The sequence below is a fragment of the Hyalangium sp. genome, assembly GCF_045802625.1.
GTDB lineage: Bacteria > Myxococcota > Myxococcia > Myxococcales > Myxococcaceae > Hyalangium.
In genome coordinates this window covers 54,730-70,542 of sequence record NZ_JBJMQP010000150.1, presented here as the reverse complement: position 1 = coordinate 70,542, position 15,813 = coordinate 54,730, and the positions used below count along the sequence as shown (strand labels likewise).

10 protein-coding genes are annotated in these 15,813 nt (G+C 71.4%); 5 read left to right on the top strand and 5 right to left on the bottom strand.

Going from position 1 to position 15,813, the window contains the following annotated elements; translation table 11 throughout:
* Positions 1 to 4,350, bottom strand: a 4,350-nt coding sequence (locus ACJ8AT_RS27560) for a hypothetical protein (protein ID WP_407740861.1), incomplete at its 3' end; no start/stop codon positions are given.
* A 15-nt stretch (positions 4,351 to 4,365) separates the two neighbouring features.
* Complete coding sequence (gene priA, locus ACJ8AT_RS27555; RefSeq protein ID WP_407740860.1) at positions 4,366 to 6,648, bottom strand: primosomal protein N'; 2,283 nt, start codon at positions 6,646 to 6,648, stop codon at positions 4,366 to 4,368.
* Positions 6,649 to 6,897: 249 nt separating this feature from the next.
* On the opposite strand from priA, the gene ACJ8AT_RS27550 reads away from it, so the two are divergent.
* From ACJ8AT_RS27550 to ACJ8AT_RS27535, 4 genes are read left to right on the top strand one after another with little or no spacing between them, the layout of a single operon-like run.
* On the top strand, positions 6,898 to 7,635 hold the full coding sequence (locus tag ACJ8AT_RS27550; RefSeq protein ID WP_407740859.1) for a TVP38/TMEM64 family protein: 738 nt from the start codon (positions 6,898 to 6,900) through the stop codon (positions 7,633 to 7,635).
* On the top strand, positions 7,632 to 9,146 hold the full coding sequence (locus ACJ8AT_RS27545; RefSeq protein ID WP_407740858.1) for a mercuric reductase: 1,515 nt from the start codon (positions 7,632 to 7,634) through the stop codon (positions 9,144 to 9,146). The genes ACJ8AT_RS27550 and ACJ8AT_RS27545 overlap by 4 nt, the downstream gene beginning before the upstream one ends.
* Positions 9,147 to 9,149: 3 nt before the next feature.
* Positions 9,150 to 9,806, top strand: coding sequence for a TIGR04282 family arsenosugar biosynthesis glycosyltransferase (locus ACJ8AT_RS27540; RefSeq protein ID WP_407740857.1), 657 nt, complete (start codon positions 9,150 to 9,152; stop codon positions 9,804 to 9,806).
* Positions 9,803 to 10,486: a TIGR04283 family arsenosugar biosynthesis glycosyltransferase gene (locus ACJ8AT_RS27535; protein WP_407740856.1), complete on the top strand. Its 684-nt coding sequence runs from the start codon at positions 9,803 to 9,805 to the stop codon at positions 10,484 to 10,486. Before ACJ8AT_RS27540 ends, ACJ8AT_RS27535 begins: the two co-directional genes overlap by 4 nt.
* A 54-nt stretch (positions 10,487 to 10,540) precedes the next feature.
* Here the strand turns inward: ACJ8AT_RS27535 and ACJ8AT_RS27530 are convergent, their stop codons facing one another.
* The 3 genes from ACJ8AT_RS27530 to ACJ8AT_RS27520 form a co-directional block, all read right to left on the bottom strand.
* Positions 10,541 to 13,081: an ATP-binding protein gene (locus tag ACJ8AT_RS27530; RefSeq protein ID WP_407740855.1), complete on the bottom strand. Its 2,541-nt coding sequence runs from the start codon at positions 13,079 to 13,081 to the stop codon at positions 10,541 to 10,543.
* A 44-nt stretch (positions 13,082 to 13,125) separates the two neighbouring features.
* Complete coding sequence (locus ACJ8AT_RS27525) at positions 13,126 to 13,812, bottom strand: hypothetical protein (RefSeq protein WP_407740854.1); 687 nt, start codon at positions 13,810 to 13,812, stop codon at positions 13,126 to 13,128.
* A gap of 281 nt (positions 13,813 to 14,093) precedes the next feature.
* A complete protein-coding gene (locus ACJ8AT_RS27520; protein WP_407740853.1) occupies positions 14,094 to 14,864 on the bottom strand; it encodes a hypothetical protein in 771 nt (256 codons plus the stop codon).
* 94 nt (positions 14,865 to 14,958) lie between these two features.
* On the opposite strand from ACJ8AT_RS27520, the gene ACJ8AT_RS27515 reads away from it, so the two are divergent.
* A complete protein-coding gene (locus ACJ8AT_RS27515; protein WP_407740852.1) occupies positions 14,959 to 15,810 on the top strand; it encodes a hypothetical protein in 852 nt (283 codons plus the stop codon).
* The last annotated feature ends 3 nt before the right edge of the window (positions 15,811 to 15,813 follow it).

The window sequence follows — 15,813 nt, the reverse complement described above, 5'->3', positions numbered from 1 at the left end:
CTCGTGCTCCTGGCGCGCGTTGATCAATCCATCCCGGCGCGCGCGATCGACCAGGGTCTCGCCCGGAGCCGACGAGAGCGCCCCCACGAGGCTCCCTCTTCGCAGCCAGAGGATCCTTAGGGAGTCGCTGGCCTTGAGCTCCAGCCGCACCTCGGCGTGTCCTTCGCACAGGGTCAGCAAGAGGTTCGCCAGTCCCTCCTGCGTCACGCTGCCGCCCCGAGGGACGACCACCTGAGCCTGCCCCGGCGCCTGGATCTGGAGGACGGCGGACTGCATGCGGGCGGCCAACTGCTCAGCTTCCGACCGGGCCTTCGCGACGGCCTCGGCCTCTCGGCGCGCGGTCTCCTCGGCCTCGCGGCGTGTGCGCTCGGAGGCGGCGAGACGCTCGGCGGCCTCGGCCTCCGTGCGAGTCTTCTCCGCCTTCAGACGCGCCAGCTCCTGAGACAGCCGTGCGAGCTGCTCCTGGAGTTGCTGCTCGCGCTCGCGGGTCTGTTCCACCTCGTGGCGCGCGGCTTCCTCGAGCTGCCTCGCCTGAGCCTTCCAGTGGGCGAGGTCCTCGGAGGCTCGGGAGGCCTCGGCCTCGGCATCCGCGGTGAGGCGCTCCAGCTCTTCGTGGTTCCTGGCCTCGACAGAGGCTCGCGTCTGAAGCTCGGCCTGGAGTCGAGCCTCCGCGGCGAGGCGCTTCTCCCGCTCCTGCTTCGCGCGGGCCTCGAACTCGCCCCGGGCTTTGATGGCGGCCGCGAGGTTGGCCTGGAGCTGCCCGCGGGCCTGGGCCTCGGCGCCCGCCCGCTCCTCCGCGCCGGCCTTCGAGTGCGTAAGCGCCTGGAGTCTCTCCTCCGCCTCGGCTTGGGCTCGCGCTGCTTCCTCCGCGCGCTGCTCCGCGGCGATTCGGGCTTGATGCTCTTCTTCGGCACGCGTCTCCGCGGCGCTCCGGGCCTGCTGCGCTTCTTCCACGCGCGCCTCGAGCTCCAGCCCACGCCGCGCCTCCGCCGCCGCACGAGCCTCCGCCGCCGAGCGCGCCTGTGCCTCGGCCTCCGCCCGGGACTCCAGCTCGGCATACGCGAGGGCCGCGGCCTTGCTCCGTGCCTCCAGCTCGGTCCGCGCCAGGGACTCCGCCTCGGCCTGCGCTTCCGCCTCCACACGCGCCAGGGATTCGGTGTCGGCGCGGGCCTCCACTTCGGCGCTCCGCTGGGCCTCCGCTTCCGCACGGGCCTCGGCCTGCTGGCGAGCCGCCGCCTCCGCCTCGGCGCGGGCCTCGGCCTGCTGGCGAGCCGCCGCCTCCGCCTCGGCACGGGCCTCCGCCTCGGCCCGGGCCTGCTTCTCTGCCTCGGCGAGAGCCTCCGCTTCAACCCGAGCCTGCTTCTCCGCCTCGGCGCGAGCCTCCGCCTCCTGGCGAGCCCGGCCTTCCGCCTCGAGCTGGGCCTCCGCGTCGCTCCGCGCCTGGACGGCCGCGTTCACCCGAGCCTCGGTCGCCGCCCGAGCCTTCGCCTCCCGCTGCAGCCGGGCTTCGATCTCCGCTCGCTTCTGTTGTTCCTCGCTCGCGCGCTCCTCGGCCTTGCCCCGGGCGAGCGCCTCCGCGTCCGCGCGCACCTGGGCGTCAAAGCGCGCCAGCTCTTCCTCGCTGACCCGAGCCTCGATCTCGGCCCGGGCCCGCGTCGCGCGAGACTCCGCCTCGGTCTGCGCCTGGGTGGCCGCCTCGGCACGCGACTCCGCCTCGGTCCGGCTCAGGGCCTCCGCCTCGGCGCGAGACTCCGCCTCGGATTGAGCTTGAGCGGCGAGCTCGGCCTGCGCCTCCGCCTCCCGGCGTTTCCGGGACTCTTCTTGAACGCGGGCCTCCAGCTCGGCCCTCAGGCGGCTCTGCTCGCTCGTCTCCTTCTGGAGCGCCTCCACCTGTGCGCGGATGAGGGCCAGCTCTGCTTCCTGAGCGTGGAACCGCGCCTCCTTCGCGCGCGCCACCTCGGCCTCGGCCTCCATGGCCTTGCGGCGCTTCTCTTCCTCCGCGCGCACCTTGGCGTTTGTGGCCTCGCGCCCCCGGAACTCCATCACCCAGCGCTCGGCCTCCGCGCGCAGCCGGGCCTCGTGCTCGCGCTCCTTGGTCAGCGTGGCGAGCCGGTCCTTCAGCTCCTCGGCCTCCTGCTCCGCCTTCTGCCGCAGCTCCTCCTCCGCGCGCCGCAGGGCCTCCTGCCGCTCCCGTGCCGCCTCCGCCTCGGCCAGGGCCGCCTCGGCCTGGGCCTTCGCCGCCTCCACCTCGGCGCGCAGCGCGGCCTCGCGCTCGAGCTCGCTCTTCAGCGACTCGGTGCGGCCTCGCTCCAACTCGGCCTCGTGCTCGGCTTGGAGACGGAGCGTGGACTCCTGCTCCAGCTCGGCCCGAGCGGCCCTCATCAGCTCGCGGGACTCGGGATCCTCCGGCTTGGGCGCAGGCTCTGCCTCTGACTCCTGCGCCTCCTCCACCGGAGGAGCCGACAGATCATCCACCACAGGAGGTGGCTCGATCTCCGAGGTGAACTCCGCCAACTGCTGCGACGACAGCTCCTCGGACACGGAAGGCTCGGCCGGCGCGGTCCCCGGCTCCACCCATTGCAGCGAGTGCGTCGCCTGCTCCTGGGGCGGCCGGGGCTCCGGCGTGCCGAACTGCACCCAGCGCGCCGTGCGCTCCATCCGCTCCTGCAGCGTGCTGTCCGCCCCATCCTTGAATTGAGCCCAGCGGGCCGTGCGCTCCATCCGCTCCTGGGCAGTCAGGGGGTCCGCCCCCTCCCTGAATTGAGCCCAGCGCTGCGTGCGCTCCATCCGCTCCTGCAGCGTGGGCGCGGGGGGTTCTGGCGTCTCGCTTGCCGCCGCGGCCTCCACCGGAGGAGCCGCCTCCGGCACGGCGGCCGGAACCGAGGGCTCTCCGCGCAGAGCGCGCAGCTCGGCCTCGGCGGCCTCCAAGGCCCGAGCCCTCGCCTCGTCCGCGCCCGCGGGAGAATCGATCTGGAAGAAGCCTTCCTCTCCCAACTGGGGTGCCGCCGCCACCGGGGGCGTTGGCCTCGCTGCCGCCAGCTCCGCCTGCTCGCGGGCCAGGGCCGCGTCGATCTCGAGCTGAGCCAGGCGCTCGGCTTCCGCGCGGAGCTCCGCCTCCACGCTCCCGTCCGTTACGCCCGCGTCCGCGCCAATCGATCCCCAGCCCTTCACGCGAGGGCCGTCCTTTCCAGCCGAAGCTGCGTCCTCCTCCGAGAGCGAGAACGCCTCTTCCGCGGGCACGGCCACGAACGATTCGGCCGGATCCTTCTCCTGAGCCAGAGACTGCTCAGCGGGGCTTGCCTCGGGAGCTTCGGGCGGGGGGACAAGCTCGGAGTTCGCCTCCAGCTTCCGGCGACGGCGCGCGGCGGCCTCGTGGCGCACCTCCTCTTCCATGCGCCGCAGCTCATCCTCACGGGGCTCGGCAGCCGGCGCGGCCTCCGGGAGCGAGGGGGCCGCCGGATCCTGGACGGTGATCTCCTCTGCCGCGGAGAAGTCCACCCCTCCAGCCGAAGGCTCGAGCGTGGCGGGCCCCGAGTCCTCGGAGGGGCTGGCGTCCATCCCCTCATCCATCGAATCCATGAGGATGGGATCCGACGCCACGGCCCGGGCCTCCTGCTCGGAGACAGGCTCACTGGCGACGAACGTGAACGCAGCCTGCGCGGCTTCGGGCGCCGGCATGGAAGGCTCGTGCGTGGCGAGCGTCATCTCCGGCGAGGCCTCGGCTTCTACCCGCGGGGGCATCTGCTCGAAGCTCGCGTCCATGGCGAGGGCGTCCTGCGGAGCGGGGACCGGCTCCTGCTCCACAGGCGGGCTCTGCGCACCCACCGGCTCGGGCTCCCAGCCCACCTGCGGGGCCACGCCCATGTCCCCGAAGAGGGCATTGGCCAGCGCCGGATTGCTCCGCTCCGAGGGCGGAGGCACCTGCCACGGATCGGACTCCGCGGGCGCCTCGGCGTGGGGGACGGCGAGGGTGTGCGCCTCCTGGACCTGCCAATCCTCCCCCTGCGCGGGGTTCCGGAGCATCTGGTTCACGGTCTGAAGGAAATTGGGCGGATCCAGCGGCAGGGCCGACGCCGGCAGGCTGTAGCCGGGGATGGACTCGCCCACCAGCAGCAGCCGCGCCTTGTGCCCCTCCGGGTGCTGCGCCAGCTCCTCCAGCACCAGGTTGCCCCGGCCGCTCTCCACCGCCGGCGCCAGGATGATCAGCGCGGGTTGGTAGTGGCCGAAGGCGATGAGGGCGTCCGCGACGGACGTGGCGAGGATGACCTCATGCCCCTCCCGCGAGAGAAGCCGGCGGACAGTGGCGATGGTGGCGATGTCGTCGTGGACGAGGAGGACCAGGGCGGCCATGGAAGCCGCGCGAGTCTACAGCATCGCACCCGGATCCACGTCGATCGTGACCTTGACCCCTGCCGGAATGTCCTCCAGCTTCACCTCCAGGCGGGCGAGCAGCGGAGCGAGCGCCGCATGGGTGGGCCCCTTCAAAAGGAGCTGCCAGCGCGTCCGGCCCCGGAGGCGGGAGATGGGCGCCAACGCCGGCCCCAGCAGGCGCACCCCGGCGGAAGGCGGAGGCATGCGCCGGGAGAGGAAGTCCCCGAGCATCCGCGCCACGCTGGCGGTCTGCTCCGGGTGCTCGCCCTCGAGGCGGATGGCCGCCAACCGGGTAAAAGGAGGGTACGCCAGGGCCTTGCGCCACTCCAGTTCCTGCTGGGAGAAGCCCTCGAAGTCATGGGCGAGCACCCGCCTCACCGGCTCGGAGTCCGGATTGTAGGTCTGCACCAGCACCCGGCCCGGGTCCTTGCCTCGCCCGGCGCGGCCGGACACCTGGGTCAACAGGTGGAAGGTGCGCTCGGCGGCGCGGAAGTCCGGGATGGCCAGCGAGGTGTCCGCCATCACCACGCACACCAGGGTGACGCCCGGGAAGTCATGGCCCTTGGCCACCATCTGCGTGCCCACCAGGATGTCGATCTCCCGCCGGGCGAAGGCGGCCAGCAGCTCGGTGACGCGCTCGCCGCTGGTGGCCGCGTCCCTATCCAGCCTCGCGACGCGGGCCTGGGGGAAGCGCTCGGCGACCTCGGCCTCCACGCGCTCGGTGCCAATGCCCAGCCGGAGCATGGGGCCGGTGCACTCGCGGCAGCGCTCGGGCACGGGGGTGGCCAGGCCGCAGTAGTGGCACATGACGCGCGAGGCGGCCCGGTGCAGCGTGAGGCACACGTCGCACTCGGAGCACTTGAGCGTCAGCCCGCACACCTCGCACAGCATGAAGGTGCTGTGGCCGCGGCGGTTGAGGAAGAGGATGGTCTGCTGGCCGCGATCGAGCGTCTGCTGCATCGCATCCAGCAGCGGCTGCGAGAGGATGGGCGCCTCCTCCGTGACGGGGCCGCCGTCGCGCGGCCGCTCGATGCGCAAGTCCACCAGCTCGATGGTGGGCATGGGCCTGTCATCCACGCGGTTCTTCATCTCCAGCAGGCGGTAGCGCCCACGGCGCGCGTTCTCCAGGGACTCCAGCGAGGGCGTGGCCGAGCCGAGCACCACCAGCGCCCCGGCCTGCTTGCCGCGCATCACCGCCATGTCGCGAGCGTTGTAGCGGAGCTTGTCCTCCTGCTTGAAGGATGGATCATGCTCCTCGTCCACCACCAGCAGGCCCAGGTTCTCCACCGGCGCCCAGATGGCCGAGCGCACCCCGACAGCGATCCGCACGGTGCCCTTGCGAAGCGCCTGCCAGTGAAAGAGCCGCTCGCGATCCTTCAGGCCCGAGTGCAGCACCGCCACGTCCGAGCCGAACCGGCTGCGGAAGCGGCCCACGAGCTGCGGCGTCAGCGCAATCTCGGGCACCAACACGAGGCTGCCCTTGCCCTGCGAGAGCGCATGCTCCACCGCGCGCAGGTACACCTCCGTCTTGCCGCTGCCAGTGACGCCGTGGAGCAGCACCGTCTGGAAGCCGCCCATCTCCAGCGAGTACCGCAGGGCCTTCACCGCCACATCCTGCTCGGGGGTGAGCACCTCGGGACGGCCCTGGGCCAACCCCTCGCGCACGCCCGGCTTGAGCACCTGCTCCTCCAGGCGGACCATGCCGCGGCTAGCGAGCTTCCTCAGCGTCTCGCGCCCGCCAGGGATGGCGTGGGCCACCTCCTCCACGGGCGCCCGGCCTCCCACGGCCAGCAGGTAGGCGAGCGCGGCGGACTGGGAGGGAGCGCGGCGCAGCTCGGCGGGCGGCTCGGCCACGAGCGCCACCGCGAAGTGCTGCACATCCGGCCGGGCCTCCTTCTCGTCCTCGGCCTTGGAGAGCCCGGGCGGGAGCGCGCCGCGGATCACCTCACCGAGCGGGTAGCGGTAGTGCTCGGCGGCGAAGCGCAGCAGGGCGATCAGATCCGGCGGAAGGGAGGGAGACTCCTCCAGCACGCGCTGGATGGGCTTGAGCTGGATCCCCTCCTCGGCGGGCTGGGAGGCAGGCCCCAGGAAGAAGCCGAGCGCGGTGCCACGCCCGAAGGGCACCAGCACCCGCTGGCCGGGAGCCAGGCGCCCCGAGAGTGTCTCCGGGACGACATAGGTGAACTCCCCCCGGACAGGGCGGCCGACAGCGACGGAAGCAAGGGAAGCAGACGAGCTCACGGGGTTCACAGTAGCGGAGTGATCCGACACGACCATTTCCCGCCACGTCGTGCAACCCGCGGTGCGATCCGACGTACCACTTGGAGTGGACGGCAGCCCCAGACCTTCGCTACCTGAAAAAGCAGAGTGCTCCATGATGTTCCCTAGAACACGCGGGGCGGCCCTCGCCGTCCTGCTCGTCCTACCCGGCAAGAAGGGAGACGCCGGGGAGTTCCTCGATTACGACTGGAACCTCAGCGGGAGGAACCTCCACGGGAGGCAGGCTCCTCCGGAGGGTGGGCCGAGATGAAGAGCCGACGCGCAGCGTTGTGGCTGGTGGCCCTCGCGGCCCTGGGAGCCGTCGTCTTCCTGCTGCCCGTCAACGCGTGGCTGCTGGGGCTGATCGAGCGCATCCGGGACATGGGGCTCTTGGGGGCGGCCGTCTTCTTCGGCGCGTACGTGGTGGCCACGGTGCTGGTGCTGCCCGGCTCCATCCTCACGCTGGGCGCGGGCTTCGCCTACGGGCCGGTGTACGGCACGCTGCTGGTGATGCTCGCGAGCAACGTGGGCGCGGTGGCGGCCTTCCTGCTGGGGCGCACGGTGCTGCGCGAGCGGGTGGCTCGGCGCATCGCCGGGGATTCGCGCTTCAGCGCGGTGGACGCGGCGGTGGGGGCGCAGGGCTTCCGGGTGGTGCTGCTCCTGCGCCTGTCGCCGCTGTTCCCGTTCAACATCTTGAACTATGCGCTCGGGCTCACGCGGGTGCGCTTGAGGGATTACGTGATCGCCTCCGTGGTGGGCATGTTCCCCGGGACGCTCCTCTATGTGTACCTGGGCTCGCTGGTAACGAGCGTCACCCAGCTCACCAGCGGCCACCGTCCGGACAGCGGGCCGTGGGGCCGCGTCCTCTTCTGGGGCGGGCTGGTGGCCACCGTCGGCGTCACCGTGATCCTCACCCGGATCGCCCGGCGCGCGTTGGACTCGGCGCTGCACCAGGCGGCTCCGGCATCGACTGCTCCCTCCTCTTCCGAGAAGGTTACGCCGTGAAGAAAGCCCTGCACCTGCTCGATGGAGATGCCCACGACGCCACGCTCGCCGCGCGCGTTCATCCCCAGGAGTGGAAGAACCCCACCCCCGAGGGCCGCTACAACCTGGTCGTCATCGGCGCGGGCACCGCGGGGCTGGTGGCTGCGGCGGGCGCGGCGGGATTGGGGGCTCGGGTGGCCCTCATCGAGCGGCGCCTCATGGGCGGTGATTGCCTCAACTTCGGCTGCGTGCCCTCGAAGGCGTTGATCCGCTCGGCGCGAGTGGCGGCCACCGTGCGAGATGCTCGGGCCTATGGCGTGGAGGCCGGAGAGCCCCAGGTGGACTTCTCGCGCGTCATGGAGCGGGTGCGCTCCCTGCGCGCGGGCATCGCACAGCACGACTCGGCCGAGCGCTTCAAGGGCCTGGGCGTGGACGTGTACCTGGGAGAGGGCCGCTTCGTCGCGCCGGACGCGGTGGAGGTGGAGGGCCAGCGGCTCACCTTCTCCCGAGCGCTCATCGCCTCCGGAGGCAAGCCGGCGGTGCCCTCCATTCCGGGGCTCGAAGAGGCGGGCTATCTCACGAACGAGACGGTCTTCACCCTCACCGCCCTGCCGCCGCGAATCGTGGTGCTGGGAGGCGGGCCGATTGGCTGCGAGCTGGCGCAGGCGTTCCGGCGGCTCGGCTCGCGAGTGGTGCTCATCGGGAAGGAGGAGCGCCTGCTTCCACGCGAGGATCCTGCGGCGAGCACGTTGCTGAGGCAGCGCTTCGAATCGGAGGGCATCACCCTGCACCTGGGCGTCCAGGTCACCCACGTGGAGGTCCACAGCGCGGCGAAGCGCGTCCACTTCGAGCGCGGTGGCGCGGTGGGCGCGGTGGACGGAGAGACGCTGCTGCTCTCCACGGGCCGAGCCCCGGAGCTAGAGTCCCTGAACCTGGAGGCCGCGGGAGTGCGGGCCGGGCCGCAGGGCGTGGAGGTGGATGATCGGCTGTGCACGTCGAACTCGCGGGTGTACGCAGCGGGGGACATCTGCTCGCGCTTCAAGTTCACCCATGCCGCGGACGCGCTGGCGCGAGTGGCATTGCAGAACGCGCTGTTCCTGGGCCGCAAGAAGGCCAGCGCGCTGGTCATCCCGTGGTGCACGTACACGGATCCGGAGGTAGCCCACGTGGGCCTGAGCGCCGAGGAGGCCACGGCTCGCGGCGAGGAGGTGGTGACGCTGACGGTACCGATGGCCTCGGTGGACCGGGCCATCCTGGAGAGCGAGACCGAGGGCTTCGGGCGCCTCCACGTGGAGGCAAAGACCGGAAAGCTGCTGGGAGGAACGATCGTCGGCGCGCACGCGGGAGAAAACATCGGCGAGCTGGCGCTGGCGATGACCCAGGGGCTCACGGTGGGAGCGCTGGCCAACACGGTGCTGCCCTACCCCACCCAGGGCGAGGTGCTGAAACGGCTCGGGGATGCCTGGAACCGCCGCCGCCTCACGCCTCGGGCGAAGAACTTCCTGACGCGCTTCCTCGCGTGGCGGCGGTGAGCCATGACGGGTGTTGCGCTCTGTGTCTTCGCCAAGCCTCCCCGCGCAGGTGATGCCAAGACGCGGCTGGCCCCCGCCGTGGGCACCGAGGGCGCCGCGACATTGGCGCGGGCGTTCCTTACCGATACCTGGGCGACGGTGACACGGTTGCCGTGGGCGCGGCCGGTGCTTGCCTCGACGGGGCCGTGGCCCGAGGGCCTGCTGCCCGCTCCCGTCGAGGTCTGGCAACAGGGCACCGGCGATCTGGGCGCTCGCATGGAGAACATCCTCCACCGAGGCCTGGGACTCTGCCCGGCTGTCATGGCGCTCGGTGCGGACAGCCCGGGGCTGCCGCTGGCTCACCTGGAAGCCGCTCATGCAGCGCTGGCGGACGCGGACGCTGTCTTCGGCCCGAGCGATGATGGGGGGTTCTACCTGCTCGCCCTGCGCCGGTTGCCGGTGGGAGCCCTGGCGAACCTCCCCTGGAGCCAGCCGGAGACGCTGGCTCGGACCGAGGAGCGCCTGAAGTCCCTCGGGCTCACCGTGGCACGCATCGCGCCGTTCTTCGATGTGGATGTGCCTGCCGATCTCGAGCGCTTGGAGGCAGAGTTGCGCGAAGGACGGCTCCAAGCTCCCGCTACGGCGGAGGCGCTCGCCACGCTCCGGAGGCCCGCGCGGTGATCTCCGTCATCCTCCCCGTGCTCAACGAGGAGCAGCGCATCCGCCAGCGCCTCGAAGAACTCGCCGCGATGAACGGCATCGCCGAGATCCGAGTGGTGGACGGCGGGAGCACCGACGCCACCGTGGAACAGGCCCGAGCCTTCCCGAAGGTCACCGTGCTCTCCGCGCCCCGCGGCCGAGCCTCGCAGATGAATGCCGGAGCCGAAGGCGCCCGCGGCTCCGTGCTCCTCTTCCTCCACGCCGACGTGGCCCTGCCGCCCGACGCGCCCCGCCATATCGCCGCTGCCCTGGAAGATCCGCGCGTGGTCGCCGGAGCCTTCAAGACCTGGACCGTGGATGATGTCGGACGCTCGCGCCTCGGACCGCTTTTGCACCTGGCGGACCTGCGCTCGCGCTACACGCGCCATCCCTATGGAGATCAGGCCCTCTTCGTCCGCGCCGAAGCCTTCCGGGCCGTGGGCGGCTTCCCCGCGCAACCCTTGATGGAGGACCTGGAGCTCTCCCGGAGGCTGTGGCGAGTCGGCCGCATCCGCACGGTGGATGCGCGCGTCACGGTCTCCGGGAGAAGGTTCCTCGCACGCCCGGTCTTCTACTTCCTGGCGGTGAACGGCTTCCCCCTGCTGTACCGGCTCGGGGTCTCACCGCACACGCTCTTGCGCCTCTACCAGCACGTGCGGTGATCGCGGTGCTCGCCCGACTGCGCCTGGGCGCTCCAGCGCGTGGGGCCCGCCCGCTCAGTGGAGGCGCAGCATCGACGGGCGATTGAACACCCAGGTCCTCCGCTTGCGCCCGTCCGTCGGCGACCACTCCTTCTCGGACACCTGCACGTTCGCCGCCACGTCGTGGATCGTCGCCCCCCAGGCCCGAGCGATATAAACCCCCATCAGCGCGGGCAGGTGCACCAGCAGCCGGCCCGCGGCCGTGTGGCCCGCCTCGTGACACGGGATGACGATCAGATCCGGGAACTTGCGCACCGGGCGCTCCGAGCCGTCCACCAGCGTGACCTGGTCTCGCTCGCCCACGAACTCCTGGAGCATCGCCAGCGTCATCGGCGTGCCGGCGCGGTAGCCGATGGGCAGCCCTCCCGGCTCGCCTCCGCACGAGAGCACCGCCAGGCCAATATCCAACCGCTTGTGAAGCTCGTAGCCCTCGAAGTTGAGCTGGTAGCGCTCCCACAGCCGGGCCTGCTCCGTCGCCCACCGCGCCAGATCCTCGCGCAGCGCCAGCGGCTCCGCGTCGTCTCGCGTGGCCACGTCCGTGGAGCCCAGCAGCGCGCCGGTGAACTCTCGCGAGTACCGCGCCCGCAGCCCGCCCGCGGTGATCACCGACAGGCCCGCCCACCGCTGCATCGCCCCCGAGGCAATGCAGATGCGCCCAATGGTCTGCCCGTTCGCGTCGAGCACCGGGCGCACCATGGGCGCCAGGAACTCCATCAGCGCCGTGTTCACGCCGCGCGCCGTGTTGCCGATGCGCCGCAGCAGCTTCGTCGCATCCAGCGTCCGCCAGTCGCTGGCCTCGACGACCGTCGTCACCTGCCCGGGGCGCTCCTCCAGCTTCAGCGTCACATCCAGCGTGGGCGCGATCCGCCCGAGCAGATCCGTGAACGCGATGCGCTCCTCGGACTCGGACCAGTGGTCCCACTGATCGCTGCGGTCCAGGAGCATCTGCTCCCAGTCCCGCTCGCGTGACAGCCACACGCGCACGCGGGTGCCGCCCTCGGGGAGCTGCTCCTCCGGCTCCGCGGGCCGCAGAATGGGGTGCGCGCCCAGCCCGTTGTCGAACTCCAGGACGTGCGTCTCCTCCACCTGGAACGGCTGGGAGATCACCCGCAGCCGCTCGCCCCACATGAACACGGAGAAGAAGCCAATGCCGAACCGGCCCGCCGGCACGAACCCGCTGGCCGCCAGCCCCGGGTACTCCCGGCGCATGTCCTCTGTCATCCAGTAGCTCGTCCCGAAGTCGAGCAGGTGCCGCGTCAGCACCCGGTCCGTCATGCCCAGGCCCGTGTCTGCCACCTCGATCCAGCGCCCATTCGCGTCCCGCCCCACCCTCACGGTGATGGAGCCCCAGTCCTCCTTCAGCCCCGCCAGCACCCGCCGGGCCCGCACCGCGTCCGCCGCGTTCTGGATCAGCTCTCGCAGCGGGACGGAGGGGTCCTTGCGGTAGAGCTGCGCCCCGCCGATCTGCGCGATGAGGCTCGGCACGTCCGAGACGTGCACCCGGGCGTCCACCGGCGTCCACCCCTGCGTCCTCACGTGGGTGGCGAGCCGGGTCGCGTCATCCGCGTCCACCACGCCTCGCGCCTGGAAGCGCGGCCGGCCGCTCGCCGCGAGCAGCAGGTCCACGTCGTGCAGATCCCGATCGATCTTCCGCAGCGCCTCGAAGCAGGCCCAGAACATCTCCGCCTCGCCTCGGGCGAACGGCTCTCCGGCGGAGTACAGCAGGCGATCATGCACCAGCGTCGGATGGCTGAGCTTGCGGCGGCGCTCCTCGACGAGCACCGTGTCCGCGGCTCGCAGCGCGGCGGCCACCTTCAGCGCATCCACCGTCCAGTCCGGCGGAATCGGCGCGGGCACCTCCAGCCTGCGCGCCGCGAACACCCGGCCCACCTCCGCCACGTCCCAGCCGTGGCTGTAGGCCAGCTCCCCCAGAAGCTCTCCGAACCGCGACCGCAGCGCCGAGTCCTCGATGAGCTGCAGCTCCTCGCCTCCCTTCCCCTTCAACGGCGCCACGCCCAGCTTCCGCGAGTGCTTCACCGCCAGCAGGTGGAGCGCGTCCTCGGTGGCCAGCTGGACGTACTCCTCCGTGGGCTTCGCCATCTCGGAGGGGGTGGGCGCGCGATCCGTCTCCCGGCGGATGCACGTGGCCAGCGCGTCCCGCCACTCCTGCGTCTTGCGCAGCTCCACCTCTCCGCCCGGCAGGCCCGCCAACCCGAAGCCCAGATCGTAGATGAGCAGCGCGCCGCCCAGCACGAAGGCCTCCGCGGCGTTGAGCGGGTACTCGGGGCCGAGGATGAGATCGACTCGCTCCCACAGCGCCACGAAGCGGCTGCCTCCCTGGGACTTCAGCGTGGGATAGGCGCTCCGGATCTGCTCGGCGACCTGGCTGGCGCGCCGCCACGCTCGCCGCAGCTGCTCGCACAGGTGGGCCCGCGCTGCCTGGTCCGCATCCCCGGCCCGGTCCCCCAGCGTTCGCTTCCAGAGTTCCGTTCGCTCGTAATCGAACATGCCCCCCAGAATAGGGGTGGGCAGCCGCTGGGAGCCACTTTCAAGCATGCCCTGTCACCCGAGGGGGTGCAGGGCCGGGCCCGCGGAGCCGCTCACATGCGAACGGGGACGCCCAGCACCACCCGGCCGCCCTCTTTCAGGAAGCGAAAGGTGCCAGTGGTGGGGGCCGGCGACGAGGGGCTCTCCGCCGAGCCGGCCGTGCCGCCGAAGTGCGGAGCCAGCGCCTGCGCCCGCGCCCACACGTCGTTGGAGTAGTCCTCCGCCGCGGTGCCGCGATCCATGTCCTTGATCGCCCGCACGTTGTCCACGCCCGCGTCGTACGCCACCACCGCGCCTCGGAGCTGCTGCTCGGCGGGCCAGCCCGGGTGCTTCGCCTTCACCTCTTCGAGCAGCCGCTCGAGGATGCCCGCCACCTGGTGAATGTGCTCGGCGCTATGAGCCCCGCCGCGCGGAGAGTGGTAGCGCGAGTCGAGCTGCATCATCCCGAAGCCCTCGCCCCCGCCGATGAGCCCATTGCTGTCGAGCGAGGCGCCCCCGCGAGACTCGCGGCTGGCGATGGCGGCCAGCAGCGCGGGCGGCAGTCCATGCTTCAGCGCGGCGGCCTCGAAGGCGGCCTGGTGCTGGCGCAGCCGAGGCAGATCCGCCAGCGCCATCTTGTGCGAGGCGCAGATGCCGGCCGACAGCCCAGCCTGCCGCGCCGTGGCCGCCGAGGCCCCCATGGGCAGGAACTTCGCCAGGAGCGCGTTCGGATGGAGCGCCACGGCGGCGGCCTGCTTCATCCGGGCGGTTCGGGTGTCACTCGAGCGTGCTGCGCGGTTCAGCATAAATGTGTTCCCTGAGAGAACGCCCCGAGAAGTCCGGCCCGAGGGGCGTTGGCTCTGCCTGCAATTGTCCAGGAGGCCTCAAAAAAGTTTCCAGATTTCTGCGCACCGCGTCATGAAGAGGGGAGCCGCCTGATTCCGCGGGCCTACCACTCCTTCGACGGTGTGCGAGAGCTGAGGCCCCGCGGGCGATTAGCGGCGATTTTGGGCGGCATTTGCGCCCATGGAATCGCAAGTTCTCAGGGAGAGAACAGCTTGTCGGCCAGCGGCGCGTGCGGGTCCGACTTGATGGCGGTGAAGCGCACGGTGCGCTGGCCCTCGCGCCACACCTCGATGCTCCGAGGCATCCACTCGCCGGTGGCCGGCGAGGTGTAGTCGATGAAGCGCACATCCCACGCCGTGCCGGCCTTGTCCTTCCAGCGCACGCGGGCCGGACGGAAGGCGTCCTTATAGACCCAGAACTGGGGCTTCCCCTCTTCGGGATCGCCCAGCACGTACGCCACCTCGCCGCCGAAGCGCGCCAGCGACGTGGTGCGCGTGGCGATGCCCAGGCCCTGGAGGTGCTGCTCCACGGCATCCCGGGTCTCGGTGTCATGCTCCGAGGTGGCGCGCACCGCGAGCAGCGGGCACAGCTGGCTCATGGCCGCCGACAGCGAGGGAATCTCCGTGCCCTCCACGCGGCGGCGCCCGCCGGCCTGCACCACCGCCAGCTTGTTGCCCTCCGGCACGGCCAGCTCGAAGCGGCAGCGCCCTGGCGTCTTCAGGAGGATGGCCCCGTCGGCCACCAGCTCGGAGCGCTCCGTGGGGAGGTTGAGCGCCGCGGCGGCCTCCCTCACCGCCGGCCCGGAGAAGACAAATGAGCCGTCCACACGAGCCGAGGTCGGCTGGCTCTCATCCTGCCCTCCGGTCATCCGGCGCAGGATGGAGGCCCCAGGCAGCACGTACGCTCCCGCGGACAGCGCGGTGAGCGCTCCCACCAGGACGACGAGGCGATGGGGGCCTTTGCGCAAGCGGGGCGCTGGCTTCGGTGAGGGAGCAGGCATATGGGCGCTCGAATCTAGTGATCGCCCCCCGAGGCATCAAGGCGGATAGGATGCGGGCCCCATGCCTCACCGATTGATGCTCCTGTTGGCGTTGTGTGTGTCCACTCCTGGCCTCGCCCAGACTGGCAACGTGGAGGATCTGCGCGATCTCCAGAGCGCGCGCAGCTTCGCCATGGGAGGAGCCTACCGGGCACTCGGGATGGGCACCGAGGCCGTGCTGGGCAACCCCGCCTCCCTGGCCCTCTGGAAGATGTACCGGATGGAGCTGCACGGCGCGTGGGACGCCCACAACCATGGGGCCTTTGGCGGCGTGTCCGTGATGGACGGCAAGACGAGCGATCTGGCGGCCGGCCTGGACTATCACCTCGTCAGCCTCAGCCACGCGGGAGCCCGGGACACGGGGCACTTCAGCACGCTGGCCTTCGCGCTGCCCATCACCCCGGGAGTGCTGATCGGCACGTCGGTCCGCTACCTGAAGGGCAACGGGCTGATCCTGGCCAACGCCACCACCGCGGACGCCGGCCTGCTGGTGCGCTTCAACGAGGGCCTCACCCTGGGCGTCTCCGGCCACAACCTCATCGACACGCACAACGCGGAGCTCACCCGGTACTACTCGGCCCACATGGGCTTCCTCACGGGGCTGTTCACCCTGGCGGCGGACGTCCTGGGAGACTTCCAATCGGCCCCCAAGCCCATCTACACCTACCACGGCGGCGTCGAGTACATCCTCGGCGAGGCCATCCCCGTGCGCCTGGGGTACTCGTATGACGGGTTCAAGCAGACCTCGCAGCTCGGCCTGGGCCTGGGCTTCCTCACGGGCGAGGGCGGCGGCATCGACATTGGCTACCGGCAGGATCTCGGTGGGCCGAAGAGCCGGATGCTGGCCCTCTCCATCAAGCTGCAGGTGGGCTGAGCC